The 12,967-nt window shown below is 72.9% G+C and carries 12 protein-coding genes; 6 read left to right on the plus strand and 6 right to left on the minus strand.

Annotated elements, in window-relative coordinates:
• Positions 1-135: 135 nt before the first annotated feature.
• The 3 genes from ACWER9_RS13610 (at position 136) to ACWER9_RS13620 (ending at position 2,225) form a co-directional block, all read left to right on the plus strand.
• Positions 136-1,014: an alpha/beta fold hydrolase gene (locus ACWER9_RS13610; protein WP_452302133.1), complete on the plus strand. Its 879-nt coding sequence runs from the start codon at positions 136-138 to the stop codon at positions 1,012-1,014.
• 366 nt (positions 1,015-1,380) lie between these two features.
• Positions 1,381-1,830, plus strand: coding sequence for a hypothetical protein (locus tag ACWER9_RS13615; protein ID WP_452302135.1), 450 nt, complete (start codon positions 1,381-1,383; stop codon positions 1,828-1,830).
• A complete protein-coding gene (locus tag ACWER9_RS13620; RefSeq protein ID WP_452302136.1) occupies positions 1,830-2,225 on the plus strand; it encodes a hypothetical protein in 396 nt (131 codons plus the stop codon). The genes ACWER9_RS13615 and ACWER9_RS13620 overlap by 1 nt, the downstream gene beginning before the upstream one ends.
• Before the next feature lie 29 nt (positions 2,226-2,254).
• On the opposite strand, the gene ACWER9_RS13625 is transcribed toward ACWER9_RS13620, so the two are convergent.
• The 3 genes from ACWER9_RS13625 to ACWER9_RS13635 all read right to left on the minus strand — a co-directional run bounded on the left by ACWER9_RS13625 (position 2,255) and on the right by ACWER9_RS13635 (position 6,665).
• Positions 2,255-4,423 carry a hypothetical protein gene (locus ACWER9_RS13625; RefSeq protein WP_452302137.1) on the minus strand — a complete coding sequence of 723 codons (2,169 nt, stop codon included), beginning with the start codon at positions 4,421-4,423 and terminating at the stop codon, positions 2,255-2,257.
• Positions 4,416-5,633: a low temperature requirement protein A gene (locus ACWER9_RS13630; RefSeq protein ID WP_452302138.1), complete on the minus strand. Its 1,218-nt coding sequence runs from the start codon at positions 5,631-5,633 to the stop codon at positions 4,416-4,418. Before ACWER9_RS13630 ends, ACWER9_RS13625 begins: the two co-directional genes overlap by 8 nt.
• A 90-nt stretch (positions 5,634-5,723) precedes the next feature.
• The gene (locus ACWER9_RS13635) at positions 5,724-6,665 is read right to left on the minus strand and encodes an SDR family NAD(P)-dependent oxidoreductase (RefSeq protein WP_452302139.1); all 942 of its coding nucleotides are present in this window, start codon (positions 6,663-6,665) and stop codon (positions 5,724-5,726) included.
• A 131-nt stretch (positions 6,666-6,796) separates the two neighbouring features.
• On the opposite strand from ACWER9_RS13635, the gene ACWER9_RS13640 reads away from it, so the two are divergent.
• Positions 6,797-7,630 carry an MmyB family transcriptional regulator gene (locus tag ACWER9_RS13640; protein WP_452302140.1) on the plus strand — a complete coding sequence of 278 codons (834 nt, stop codon included), beginning with the start codon at positions 6,797-6,799 and terminating at the stop codon, positions 7,628-7,630.
• Here ACWER9_RS13640 and ACWER9_RS13645 read toward each other — a convergent pair.
• From ACWER9_RS13645 to ACWER9_RS13655, 3 genes are all read right to left on the minus strand, one after another.
• Entirely contained in the window at positions 7,605-8,390 is a 786-nt protein-coding gene (locus ACWER9_RS13645) for a TetR/AcrR family transcriptional regulator (protein WP_452302141.1), read from the minus strand. The genes ACWER9_RS13640 and ACWER9_RS13645 overlap by 26 nt on opposite strands.
• A 92-nt stretch (positions 8,391-8,482) precedes the next feature.
• Positions 8,483-10,114 carry an MFS transporter gene (locus ACWER9_RS13650; protein WP_452302142.1) on the minus strand — a complete coding sequence of 544 codons (1,632 nt, stop codon included), beginning with the start codon at positions 10,112-10,114 and terminating at the stop codon, positions 8,483-8,485.
• Positions 10,111-10,806 (minus strand): SDR family NAD(P)-dependent oxidoreductase, encoded by a 696-nt coding sequence (locus tag ACWER9_RS13655; protein ID WP_452302143.1) that lies wholly within the window; start codon positions 10,804-10,806, stop codon positions 10,111-10,113. Before ACWER9_RS13655 ends, ACWER9_RS13650 begins: the two co-directional genes overlap by 4 nt.
• A 165-nt stretch (positions 10,807-10,971) precedes the next feature.
• Between ACWER9_RS13655 and ACWER9_RS13660 the strand changes: the two genes are divergently transcribed.
• Positions 10,972-12,264, plus strand: a complete 1,293-nt coding sequence (locus tag ACWER9_RS13660; protein WP_452302144.1) for a sensor domain-containing protein — start codon at positions 10,972-10,974, stop codon at positions 12,262-12,264.
• Positions 12,252-12,917 (plus strand): response regulator transcription factor, encoded by a 666-nt coding sequence (locus ACWER9_RS13665; RefSeq protein ID WP_452302145.1) that lies wholly within the window; start codon positions 12,252-12,254, stop codon positions 12,915-12,917. Before ACWER9_RS13660 ends, ACWER9_RS13665 begins: the two co-directional genes overlap by 13 nt.
• The last annotated feature ends 50 nt before the right edge of the window (positions 12,918-12,967 follow it).

Raw genomic sequence — 12,967 nt, forward strand, 5'->3', positions numbered from 1 at the left:
CACCAATCTAGGCGGGTGGCCCGGCCGGCACTGATCCGACGCTGACCGACTGCTGATCACCTCCGGGCAGGCTCGACGGGTACGACGGCGACGGGCCACCGCCCTCGCCGGCACTGCTCACCAGGAAGGTTCCCCGTGGACCCCAGGATCAACGGATTCGACTACCGACGCGTCACCGTCGCCGACGGTGTGACGCTGACTGCCGCCGTGGGCGGTTCCGGGCCGGCGATCGTGCTGTTGCACGGTTTCCCGCAGACCCACCTCATGTGGCGGCACGTCGCGGCAGACCTGGCCGCCGACCACACGGTCATCTGCCCCGACCTTCGTGGCTACGGCGACAGCGACAAGCCCCTGGACACCGATGGCACCGGGTACGCCAAGCGCACCATGGCCGCCGACATCGTGGCGCTTGCCGGCGCGCTCGGCCACGACCGGTTCGCGTTGGCCGGGCACGACCGGGGTGCCCTGGTCGCGTTCCGCGCCGGCCTGGACCATCCGTCGGCGGTCAGTCACCTGGCCCTGCTCGACGTGCTGCCCACCCTGGACATGTGGGACGTGCTGCACGGTGCCAGCGCCGCTGTCGCGTTCCACCTGTACCTGATGGCGCAGCCGCCCGGCCTGCCCGAGGAGCTGATCGCCGGCAGCCCGGACGCCTTCTTCGGTCATTTCCTGGACGTCTGGACCCGTGATCCGGAGGCCCTGCCGAAGGACGTGCGGACCGCGTACCTGCGCGCGTCCCGCGACGCGGTGCCCTCGATCGTCGCCGACTACCGGGCGTCCGCCGGGATCGACGTGACCCACGACGCCGCCGACCGGGCCGCCGGCAACCGGTTGCGGATGCCGGTGGCCGTGCTCCAGCAGGACTGGGGCGCGGCGCTGGGCTACGACGCGGCGGCGGTGTGGCGGGCCTGGGCCCCGGACCTGGACCACACGACAGTGACCTGCGGGCACTTCATGGCCGAGGAGGCGCCGGCCGAGGTGCTCCGGGCGGTGCGCACCCTGCTCGCCCGCTGACCGCGGCGGCGACCCGGCCACACCTCTGTCACCCTCGGCAAGATATCCGACACCTCGTTGTCACGAGGGTGGCGATATGGCCGGGTCGCCCCGCCCCATCCCGCCAAACGTCCCGAAAACCCGTCAAGATTGCTCTGACCTGCGGAAACGCGACGTTACGCAGGTGGACGCCAACCGGTCATCGGTGATACACAGGCAGATATCGGCAGCCAACGAGGTCGCGTCGCTCCACCTTCTCGCCCAACGACCGTTCAGGCACCGCACGATGGGCTCAGCCGCACGGACCGCAGCTCGACAGTCGCGACCCACCGAACGGCACCGGCCCACCGGCCGTTGCCGGACGCCGGTCCTCGACAAGGAGTTGCCGTGGGAAACCTACGTATCCGATCCCGCCACCAACCGTACGAGATCGCTGTGCTGGCCGCAGCACCCCTCTGCGGCGTCCTGATGATGACCCTCAACGTCCGGCCGACCTCCGTGCAGACGTCCATGCCAGCGCCCATCCAGGTCGCCTGGGAGCTGGGTCTGGTCGCGGTGGGCCTGGGTGGACTACTGGGCATCCTGTGGCCCGGCCGGCTCTCCACCGGGCTCGGCCTCGAACTCGCGTCGGTGTTGGTGCTCGGCACGATCACCGGCATGTACGCCGTGGCCCTGGTGGTCATGTCCGGCAGCAACTCGATCGTCGCGACGTCGTTCGTGATGGCGGTGACGGTCGGGTCACTCTGGCGGGCCGGGCAGATCGCCGTCGACCTGCGCCGCCTGGCCCGAGCCTGCGAACTCGTCCCCTACGAACCGCTCCAGGCAGGTGTCACGTGATGACCGCACCCGCGCCAGCCGCACCGCACTGGGTGCAGGTGGCGCTCAGCGTGCTCGGCATCCTCGGCGGGGGCACCGGCCTGGCCGCGATCGCCACCGTCGTGGTGCAGCGGGGGAAGTTCAAGGCCGATGCCGCCGACACGCTCACCGAGGCCGCCCTCACCCTCGTGCAGCCGTTGCAGACGCGCATCACCCAGTTGGAGGGCGAGGCGCTCAGCGCCCGGTCCGAGCTGGGGGTGCTCCGCGAGCAGGTCAACCAGTTGCAGTTCGTGGTGCGGGTGCTCACGCGGACGCTGGACCGGTGGCGTGCCGCGATCCGCGCCCCCGACGCCACCCTCCGCAAGGTCCGCGCCACGGTGGCGGAGTCCGACCGGATCCCCGAGATGGATCGTTGACAGACGTCGTCCCCGACGGCCGGCAAGCCTCAACCGACGTGCCGCAGGCGGATGCTGAGTTCGCGCACCGCCGCCCGGAAGTCGGGTTCGGTCTCGCCCGGGTGGTGCCCGAGGATCGGCGGCGCGGACGACTCCCCCGGCGCCGGAAGCAGGCTTCGCGGGTCCCGCAACCGCCGGTCGACCGTGCCGGCCAGGTCGGCCGGGTCCGCGGCTGGATCACCGGGTCGATGGGCAGCGAAGATCCAGCCACCGACCCGGTCGGTGTCCCGCCAGAGGTTGAGCCACCGCCACTCGACCCGCTCCCCCACCTCGCGCAGCACCTCCTCGTTGAGGTAGGTCGGAAAGAGCCGGGCGTACAGCCGGTCCAGCGGTGACCCGTAGGTGAGCAGCGCGACCCGCCGGCGCACGCGCGGGGGCAGCCGCAGCACCGCGAGAGCGAGCAGGGCGGACCCGTGGCTGTGCCCACAGAGCAGCACCCCACGGTGTCGCTCGGTCAGGTCGGTGATCCGCTCGACCAGCTCCGGCACGGCACGGTCGGCGTAGCTCGGGGGCGCGAACGGGTGCGCGGCCCGGGGCCAGAAGGTGCCCAGGTCCCACAGAATGCCGACGTGCCGGCGGAACCAGGCGGTCCGGTAGGCGAACACACCCCCGGCCAGCAGCGTGAGAAGCAGCGCGGCGAGCAGGTAGGTGCTCCCGACGAGCCCCATCTCGACCGCTCGCGACGGCAACCCGAGCACCTGTCGCGCCAACTCCTCCGGCTCACGCCCGGTACTCCCGAGCACACTCGTGACCAGGCCGATCGTCGCCAGCACCGCGTAGGTGGTCGCGAGCAGACCCAGCCACTCGGTGAACCGCGCCCGGGCGACGGTCTTCATCGTCAGTCGCAGCCGGCCCGCCGCCTCCGGCGGGACCACCGGGAAGTCGCGGCGGACGACCGCCCACGCCGCACGGTGTCGGCGGCGGCGCGACAGCAGGGTCAGGCCGCCGCACACCAGCGCCGTCGCGACGACGTGCAGGAAGAAGGCCAGAAGCGTCCAGCGGTACGGCAGCGGCGGCCCACCATCGCTGGAGTACCCGCCGAGCAACTGCCCGATCTGGTAGACGAGGCCGGCGGAGAGCCCGCCGGCCAGGCCCACCGCGAGGGCGGCGACGACCGCCGCGCCCAGCCCACGTCGCAGCCTGGACCGCCCGCCGGCACGACCACGGTGCCACAGCACCAGCCCACTGAGCGCCACCAGCAGGGTCATCTGACCGAACAGGGCCCCGGCCGCGATCCCGCCGTAGCCGGGCATCCCGGTCGACGCCGCCCAGCCCTGGTCGTCGCGGGCGACGACGACGAGGGTCGCCGCACTCATACCGATGGCCAGGACGCCTGTGGTGCGGGCGGTCCATTGCGCCGGTCGCGCCATCGCGGCCCGGTCGAGCAGCCCGGGGGCGGCGAGCAGACCGACGCAGACCAGCAACACCACCACGCTGAGGGCCAGCAGCAGCGTCGTCCCGACCGTCCCGCCCGAGGTGTCGCGGGCCACGAGCAGCATGAGATCGAGGACGGCGAGCGCAGCCGCCACGTGGATCGCTCGCAGCCGTTGCACAAGCGGTTCCACGGTCCACACCGCGTTGCCGCCCGGGTGGGACCGGCGCGTGCCGACAAGCAGCAGGAACACGATGGCGGCGATCGGCAGGAGCGCCAGCACGCACAGCCGCTGCCCGACGTGCCGGCCGTCGAGCCCGGCCATCGTGTCGAAGGGCCCACGGCAGCGCACCGCACCGAGACACCGCCAGGCGAACAGGTCGAGGGCGACCCCGGCGATGGACACCACGTACAGCACGGTGAGGTTGAGCGCGAGGAGCCGGCACAGCATGGTGACCCCTGCGGCACGGCGGCGGCTCGTGGGCAGCATCCACACGGCCACGTTGCTGAACATGAACGGCAGCAGGAAGACCATGGAGAGGGTCCGGGCCACGGTGCCCGCGGGCAGGTCCCCCCAGCGGTACGCCTCAAGCGTCACCCCGTCCGGATCGGTGCCCTCCGACCTGTCGGTGCGGTGGAAGCCGCCACTGTCGTCGCCGGTGACCTGCCGGACCCGCTGGTGTTCGAGGATGACCGTGGGGTCACCTCCGGACACGCCGTGTACTCGCAACTCCACCACGTCGCGTCGCCGCGGTTGGTCGCCGCGGTCCACCGCTGCCTCAGGCATCGGACCGCTCCCCGTGCCGCCGCCTGTCGGCCCCGTCGCGTCCGCCGATCTGTCGGACGAATCGCCGCAGGCCAGGCAGCGCGTCGATCAGGACGATGAACAGCAGCACCCCGGCGACGACGGCGCTGTTGGCGAGTTGCGGAAGCTTGGCTGTCGCCAGCCCGGCCACCACGATGGCCGGCACCCCGACCAGACGCGCCCAGGGCGGCTTGCCGTCGACCACTGCCGCGAGGTGGATCCGGGCGGTCAGGAACAGCGCCGGGCCGATGGCACCCAGGGCCAACTGCCCCCTGTCGTTGCCTCCGGGGTCGTCGATCGTCATCTCCATGGCCACCGAGGTGGCCAGCACACCGGCGATCATGACGAGGTGCAGGTAGCCCGCCTTGAGTGTCACCTTGCTGCCGGGCGGCCCGGCCGCCTCGATCCTCTCGGCCAGCCGTGCGCCGGCGGGCACCAGATAGAGCCGGGCGAGGGCCACCGCGGTCACGAACGCCAGGCCGAAGGCCAGCGTGCTGTTCCGGTCCATGCCGGACCCGCTGTAGGTGATGCCGGAGATCAGAATCAACTCACCCAGGGCGATGATGAAGATCTGTTGGTACCGCTCGGACAGGTGTCTGCCGTTGACCTGGAGTTCCGTCCAGGTGCTGCGTCCGAGCCGCGGGAACGGCCAGCGCAGCCGGGCCAGGAGGTACTCCAGCACGAGGGCCAGCGCCCAGAGCAGCTCGCGGGCCGGGGCCACGACCGCCCCGGCCACCCAGAGCACGCCGGAGATCCCGAACCAGATCGCCACCCGCAGGCTGCGCACCTGTAGCGGGTGTCCCCGCAGGGCGGGGATCAGGATCGCTCCCCGACCCAGGTGGATGGCGACGTAGGCGACGGCGAACACCGGGGCGTGCCCGTCGAACGCGGTGGGTACGGCCGCCGCCATCAGCAGGCCACCGAACATCACCCAGAGCAGCAGGGCGACGATCAGCGGGGCACGCGGGTCGAACCAGTCCGCCGACCAGGCCGTCACGAACCACACCCACCAGAGCGCCGCCAACATCAGCGCCACCTGGAAGCCGCCGGTGAGGCTGCGGTCGTCGAGCAGCGCCCGGGACAGCCGGGTCAACGCGAAGATGAACGCCAGGTCGAAGAAGAGTTCCAGGAACGACGCTCTGCCCGGGTTCTCCCGCCGGAGCAGCAGCCGTCCCGGAAACCCGTCCGCCATCGCCATCCTTCCCCGGCCCCGCCGCCGCCCCAGTCGTACCACCCGGTCGAGCAGGCCCGGGCCGGTTCCGCCGAGCCCGCGCCGACGCCGTCAGCGGCCGGTGGTGACGAGGCGCTGGGAGATCAGGTCCGACGCCACGTCCCAGAGCCGCGCGGCGTTGCCCGGGTCGACCGCGTACGCGGCCACACCGCTGTAGTCGGCGGGCCGCTCGGTGACGACCGGAGCCTCGGCGCAGTCCTCGAAGTAGCGACCTCCGACGCCGTTGAGCAACGGGGACGCGGCGAGCAGCACCGAGGTCGCGGCGCCCTGCTGCGGGGTCTTCTGCCGTTCCCTGGGCGTACGCAGGCCGCCTGTGTGTTTCTGCAGGCCGGTGGCGATGGCACCCGGGTTGAGCGCGTTGGCGTGGATGCCCTCGCCGGCCCAGCGCCGGGTGGCCTCCACGGCGAGCAGCGCCTCGGCGCTCTTGGACTGCCCGTAGGCCAGCAGCGGGTCGTACGGCCGGAACGCGAAGTGCAGGTCGTCGAAGATGACCGGGGAGAAGAGGTTGCCGCTGGAGCTGACCGACACCACCCGGGCGCCGCCGGCCGCGGCGAGGGCGTCGTGCAGGCCCACCGTCAACGCGAAGTGCCCCATGAAGTTGGTGGCGAACTGCATCTCCCAGCCCTCGGCGGTGCGCTCCAGCTCGGGCAGCGCCATGATTCCCGCGTTGTTGACAAGGATGTGCAGCGGCCGGTCCCAGCCGGCGACGAACTGGCGTACCGACGCCTGGTCGGCCAGGTCCAGCGCGCGGACGGTGACCCGCTCCGCGCCGATGCTCGCCGCGATGTCGGCGGCGGCCTCTTCGCCCGCCGCGACCCGGCGGACGCCGAGCACCACCTCGGCGCCGGCGGCGGCGAGGGAACGGGCGGTCTCGACGCCGATACCGGCGGCACCGCCGGTGATGACGGCCCGCTTGCCGGTCAGGTCGACCCCGGCGACGACCTCGTCGGCGGTCGAGGCGAAACCGAAGGGGGTCGTGATGCGCTCTGCCATGGCTGTCCCGTCTCTCGATCACGCTTACCCCGACACTGTCACCCCGGCGGCGGGCGCTAGCCGGTTCCCCGTTTTTCCTGGTAGTGGCGGGACCAGGCTGGGTGTCCGGTGCCGGCTCCTACGATGGGCGGGTGAGCACGGCCGGCCCGCTCGGCGAATACCTGCGTGCCCGGCGCGAGCTGATCGGGCCGGGTGACGTCGGGTTGCCCGCGCACGGCCGTCGGCGGGTGCCCGGCCTGCGACGCGAGGAGGCGGCCCTGCTCGCCGGGATCAGCGCCGACTACTACCTGCGGTTGGAGCAGGGACGTGACCGGCACCCGTCGACGCAGGTGGTCGAGGCGCTGGCCCGCGCGCTGCTGTTGGACGCGGACGGCGCGGCGCACCTGCACGGCCTGGCCCGGCCGACGCCGGCCCGCCGGGTGGCGCGACCCGCCGAGCGGGTGCCGGTGGGCATCCGGCAGTTGGTCGGCTCGTGGGCCGAGACGCCCGCCTTCGTGCACGGTCGGCACCTGGACGTGCTCTTCGCCAACCCCGTCGCGACCGCGCTCGCGCCGATCTTCACCGCCGGGGTGAACCTGCTCCGCGCGGTCTTCCTGGACCCGAGCGTGCCGGCGCTCTACCCGGCCCTGACGGCGGTCGCGGCCAACGCGGTGGCCGGCCTGCGCGCCCAGGTCGGCCCCGAGGTCGACGACCCCCGCCTCGTCGAACTGGTCGAGGAGTTGACGGCCGGCAGCGAGCGGTTTCGACGGTTGTGGGCCCGGCACGACGTCACCGCCCGCGCGGGTGGTGGGGTGCGGGTGTTCCAGCACCCACGGGTGGGCGAGTTGGCGCTGCGCTACGAGAAGCTGACCATCGCCGGCACCGCCCAGTCGCTCGTCGTCTACCACGCCGAGCCGGGCAGCCCGTCGGCGCGCTCGCTCGCCCGACTGGCCCGCGGTGTCAGGGAGCGGGCCGCGCCGCGCTAGGTCCGCGCCGCTCGGCGACCACCACCGAGATCCCGTCGAGGACGCGTTGCAGGCCGAACTCGAACGCGTACTCCGGGCCGTACGCGGCGCCGTGCTGCTCTCCCGCCGCGGTGCCGACCCGGGACGCGGTCGGGTAGGCGCCGGTGGTCATGAACCTCTCCAGCCAGGGTGCGTGCGACTGCCACCACTGGCCGTCGGTCAGGCCGGTCTCGCGCTCCAGGTCGACCACCTCGGAGGCGGCCCGCGCGGCGCTCTTCACGTGCCCCAGCACGAGGGTGAGCACCGCGTCGACCTCGACGTCGGTGAGGCCGGTGTCGACGATCGCGGTGAGCTCGTACTCGTACTTGGCCATCAGGTGCGGGCCGAGCACCGGTCGGGTGGTCTCGGCCCGCAGCATCCAGGGGTGCCGCTGGTAGAGCGCCAGGTTGTCGCGGGCGACCCGCTCCAGCCGGGTGCGCCAGTCGCCCTCGACGGCGGGGCGCGGCATCTCGCCGTACGCGGTGTCGATCATGACGGCGACGAGTTCGGCCTTGCCCGGCACGTAGGTGTAGACCGACATCGTGCCGACCCCCAACGCCTCACCGACCCGGCGCATCGTCAGCGCGTCGAGCCCTTCGGCGTCGGCGATCTCGATAGCGGCCCGGACGATCCGGTCGACGCTGAGCGCCGGACCGGCGCTGCGACTTGTCGGCTCCCGGGTGCGCCAGAGAAGGGCCAGGCTGCGGGCCGGGTCCGCGGTCGGCTTGCGCTCGTTCGCCATGGTGCGGCAATCCTAACAACGCGGCCGTACGCCGTACGCGTCCGCGTCGGCCCTGCTCCGGGGTGCCGAGCGCGGTCGCGTCGGGCCACTGGTCAGAGCGCCTCGCGGTCGTCCGACAGCGTCGGGCCGGCGGCGGCGGGCACCAGGTGTCGGACCTCAGGTTCCCCGTCGGTCAGCTCCCGGGCCCGTTGCTCGGCCGCGCGGTCCTCACCCGTCAACCGGCCACCGTGCTGGCGTAGGTGCTCGTCCCAGGACGGCACCAGATACACCTCGACGAACCGGTCCACCGTCTCGGCCGGGCGGAACAGCCCCCAGCGCATCGCGCCGGTCCGCTGCCGCGCGCCACGCACCAGGTCCATCGCCGCCAGGAACCGTCGGGTGCGCTCCGGCCGGACGGTGTACTGCACCGTCACCAGCACCGGCCCCACCCCCGGGTCCGGCTCGTGCGCCAGGTGCAGTTGCGGCCAGTACGCCGCCGGTTCCCGGTCCACCGACCGCAGGTCCGGCAGTGGCCAGATCCGGCTCGTCAGGGTGCCGACAAGCATCAGCGCCGCCGCCGCCAGGTACGCGAGGACCAGCCCGGCCATCTCGGCCACCACGCCCCACAGCAGCGCACCGGCCGCCTGGCCACCGGCGAAGCAGACCTGGTAGACGGCCAGCCCCCGGGCCCGCACCCAGCTGGGCAGGAAGAGCTGCATCTCGGCGTTGACGTTGGCCAGCACCGTCACCCAGGCCATCCCGGCGGGCAACAGGGCGAGCAGCACCAGCGGCACCACCCGCACGGTGCCCACCACGGTCAGCGCCACGGTGAACAGCGCCCCGGCGAGCAGCAGGAGCTGGTTGGCCGACAGCCGGGTACGGATCACGGCCAGCAGCACGCCACCGGCGATGGCGCCCACGCCGAGGGCGGCCAGCAGCACCCCGTACCCGCCGGAGCCCAGCCCCAGCCGCCGGTTCGCCACCAACGGCAGCAACGCCCACAGCGCGCTGGCCGGGACCACGAAGACAAGTGCCCGCCGCAACAGCCGGCGGACGGTCGGCGAGTGGCGTACGTAGCGGCTGCCGGCGCGCAACGCGGCGGTGAACCGCTCGGGCACCTCGACCGCGCGGGCATTGCCGGGCCGCCAGCGCCACAGCGCGTACGCGAAGATCCCGAAGGCGACCGCGTTGATGCCGAAGACCGGGGCGACACCGGTACGGGCGATCAGCACGCCGGCCACCGCGGGTCCGACCGCCCTCGCCACGTTCACGCTTATCGAGCCGAGCGCGGAGGCCGAGCGCAGCTGCTCCTGCGGCACCAGCTCCGGGATCACAGCCGCCCAGGCCGGCAGGGTCAACGCCTGCCCGACCCCGAACGCGAAGGTGAGGGTGAGCAGCAGCGCCGGCGGCATCCGGCCGGTCAGGGTGAGCAGCGTCAACGCCACCGCCACCGCCACCAGGAACAGCTGCACGGCGATCAGCAGGTGCCGGCGGTCGAAGCTGTCGGCAAGCACCCCGGCCGGCAACGCCAGCAGCAGCACCGGCAGCAGACTCGCGGTCTGCACCAGTGCGACAAGGGTGGAGGCGTTGGAGTGGTTGATCAGCAGCCACTGCGCGCCGACGGTCTGCATCCAGGTGCCGATGTTCGCGGCGAGCAGGGCCAGCCACAGGTTGCGGTAGACCGCCGTCCGCAGCGGCGCCCACGCCGAGGCCGGACGGTCGGCGGGGCCGGCTGCTGCCGTCACCACCGCCCGTCCGCGCGCAGCACGCGCTCACCGGAGACGTAGAGGTCGTCGGGTTCGAGCAGCAGCAGCCGGACGACCTCGGTGGCGACCTGTTCGGGCATGGCGTACACCTCGTCCAGGAACTCGGCGCCCACCCGCTCCTGCAGCCGCGTGGGCATCGGCCCGGGGTGCAGTTGCATCACCTTGACCCGGTTGCTGTGCTGGGCCTCGGCCAGCGAGTCGACAAGGCTGCTGCCGTAGCTCTTGGTGGCCCGGTAGACGGGGATGCCGGGCCGGGGGGCCGCCAGCGCCAGCGCGCCGACGTACACGACGTTGCCGTGGCCCTGCCGGTGCAGGTGCTGTACCGCCTCCCGCAGCAGGTACGTGACGCCCAGGACGTTGATCTCCACGGCCCGGCGGATGTGCTCCACGGACAGGTCGCCCAGCTCGCCGCCCGCCCACATCGAGGCGCAGGCCGCCACCCCGTCGATCGTGCCGTGGCGCTGCACCACGCCGGCGAAGGAGTCGCGGACCTGCTCGTAGGAGGAGATGTCGCAGACCGTCCCGTCGCACCCCAGCTCGTCGGTCACGGCGGCGACCTCGGCCGGCACGTTGCCGAACACCACGACCTGGTGCTCGTCGACGAGCAGTCGGGCCACCTCGAGGCCCAGACCACTGGTCCCGCCGACCACCACGAAGGTTCTGGCACCCATGTCTCTCCAGCCGCCGCGAGCACAGGTCACGCCGGCCGCGTGACCTGCCCGTTCTTCCCGTTTCCCGACCCCGCACACCCGTCGAGGCCGGTAGTGCTGGGTATACCTCGAAGAGTGGATCTGGACGGCTGGGGCACCCGCTCGTACCCGATTAGCGTCTGCCACATGACCACGGAACACCCTTCGCACCTGGCCGAGGCGCTGCGCCGCCGCCGCTGGCCGCTCTCCGCGTGGCCCTGGCGCGCGCTGGCCTACCTGGCGACCACGGTGCCGATCGCCGGCGTGCTCGGCGTCGGGCTGCTCGTCATCGGCGCACCCCTGCTGGCCGCCGCCAACTCGCTGCGCCTGCACGGTCGACCGCCGAGCATCGCGCTGATGCTGTTCCTGGCGGTCGGCAGCCTCACCCTGCTGGCGTTGGCCCCGATCGTGAGCTTCCCGGTGGCGGCCTTCGAGCGTTGGCGGGTCCGGCTCGTCGACAACCGTCCGCTGCCCTCGTCGCCGTGGCCGGGCCTGGTCGCCCGCTACCGCGACGCCGCGACCTGGCGGGAGGTGGCGTACCTCTTCTGGCTGGGCGGGTTCACGCCGGTCGCGTACTGGGTGTTCCTGGTGCTGGTGCTGCTCGACCTCGGGATGGTCTCCAGCCCCTGGCTGGCCGGGGACGCCGACCAGCCGGTGGTGATCTGGCAACCGATCGACAGCACCGGCGAAGCCATTCCGTACGCGATCGTGGGCGTGCTGCTGATCCCGGTGCTCTGGTACGCCGCCGGTCTGCTCGCCGCGCTCCAGGGGGCCGTGGCCCGGTGGGTGCTGGCCCGGCCGGTGGACGCGGTGGCGCTGCGTGAGGTCTCCCGCTCCCGCACCCGGCTGGTCGGCGCGTACGAGGCCGAACGCCGCCGCATCGAACGCGACCTGCACGACAGCGCGCAGCCCCGGCTGACAAGCCTCACCCTCCAGTTGGGCCTGGCCCAGTTGGACGTACCCGAGGACTCCCCCGCGGCCCGTCCCCTCGCCGTCGCCCACGAGCAGGCCCGGGGCCTGATGGCGATGCTGCGGCAGTTGGTGCACGGCATCCGCCCGCAGAGCCTCACCGACCTCGGCCTGGCCGGGGCCGTCCGCGAGCTTGCCGACGCGGCCACCATCCCGGTCACCGTGCACGCCGACCTACCTGGCGAGTTGCCGGAGATCGTGGAGACCACCGCCTACTTCGTGGTCTCCGAGGCGCTCGGCAACGTCGCCCGGCACGCCCACGCGACACGTGCCGACGTACGCCTCACCCGGGCCGGCGGCGACCTCGTCGTCGAGGTGACCGACGATGGCCGCGGTGGCGCCGACCCGTCCCGGGGCACCGGCCTGACCGGGCTCGCCGACCGGGTCGCCGCCGTCGACGGCCGGCTGCTGCTGTCCAGCCCGCCGGGCGGGCCTACTGTGGTCCGGGTGGAGCTGCCATGTCGTCGGTGACCCGGGTGGTGCTCGCCGAGGACGAGGTGCTGCTGCGGGAGGGTCTGGTCGCGCTGCTGACCCGCTTCGACTTCACGGTGTGCGCGGCCGTCGGCTCCGCACCCGAGTTGCTGACGGCGGCCCGCGAACACCGACCCGACCTGGTGCTGACCGACATCCGGATGCCGCCGGGCCGCCGCGACGACGGGCTGCGCGCGGCGGTCGCGCTGCGCGGCGAGCGACCGGACCTCCCGGTCGTGGTGCTCAGCCAGTACGTGCAGACCGGGTACGCGGCGGCGCTGCTGGACAGCGGCGACGGCCAGCGGGTGGGCTACCTGCTCAAGGACCGGGTCGCCGAGGTCACCGAGTTCGTCGACACGCTGCGCCGGGTCGCCGACGGCGGCACCGCGATCGACCCGGACGTGGTCCGGCAACTCCTGCACCGCCCCCGCGACCCGCTCGCCGCGCTGTCCGCCCGGGAACGCGAGGTGTTGGCGTTGCTCGCCGAGGGGCGGTCCAACGCGTCCATCGCCGGCCGGCTGCACGTCAGCGAGGCGGCGGTCGGCAAGCACGTCGGCAACATCCTGCTGAAGCTCGACCTGCCGCCCAGCGACGACACCAACCGTCGGGTGCTCGCGGTCCTCACCTACCTGCGCGCCGACCCGGTGAGCTGACGGCCCGTGGATCAGGCCCGGTCGCCCCGGGCGTAGATTCACGTCAGCGG

The organism is Micromonospora sp. NPDC003944, from assembly GCF_053605225.1.

Excerpts from the sequence above, each read along its gene's own strand:
- ACWER9_RS13620 (WP_452302136.1), top strand. The coding sequence starts at position 1,830 with ATGACCGCACCCGCGCCAGCCGCACCGCACTGGGTGCAGGTGGCGCTC.
- ACWER9_RS13625 (WP_452302137.1), bottom strand. The coding sequence starts at position 4,423 with ATGCCTGAGGCAGCGGTGGACCGCGGCGACCAACCGCGGCGACGCGAC.
- ACWER9_RS13630 (WP_452302138.1), bottom strand. The coding sequence starts at position 5,633 with ATGGCGGACGGGTTTCCGGGACGGCTGCTGCTCCGGCGGGAGAACCCG.
- ACWER9_RS13635 (WP_452302139.1), bottom strand. The coding sequence starts at position 6,665 with ATGGCAGAGCGCATCACGACCCCCTTCGGTTTCGCCTCGACCGCCGAC.
- ACWER9_RS13645 (WP_452302141.1), bottom strand. The coding sequence starts at position 8,390 with ATGGCGAACGAGCGCAAGCCGACCGCGGACCCGGCCCGCAGCCTGGCC.
- ACWER9_RS13655 (WP_452302143.1), bottom strand. The coding sequence starts at position 10,806 with ATGGGTGCCAGAACCTTCGTGGTGGTCGGCGGGACCAGTGGTCTGGGC.
- ACWER9_RS13660 (WP_452302144.1), top strand. The coding sequence starts at position 10,972 with ATGACCACGGAACACCCTTCGCACCTGGCCGAGGCGCTGCGCCGCCGC.
- ACWER9_RS13665 (WP_452302145.1), top strand. The coding sequence starts at position 12,252 with ATGTCGTCGGTGACCCGGGTGGTGCTCGCCGAGGACGAGGTGCTGCTG.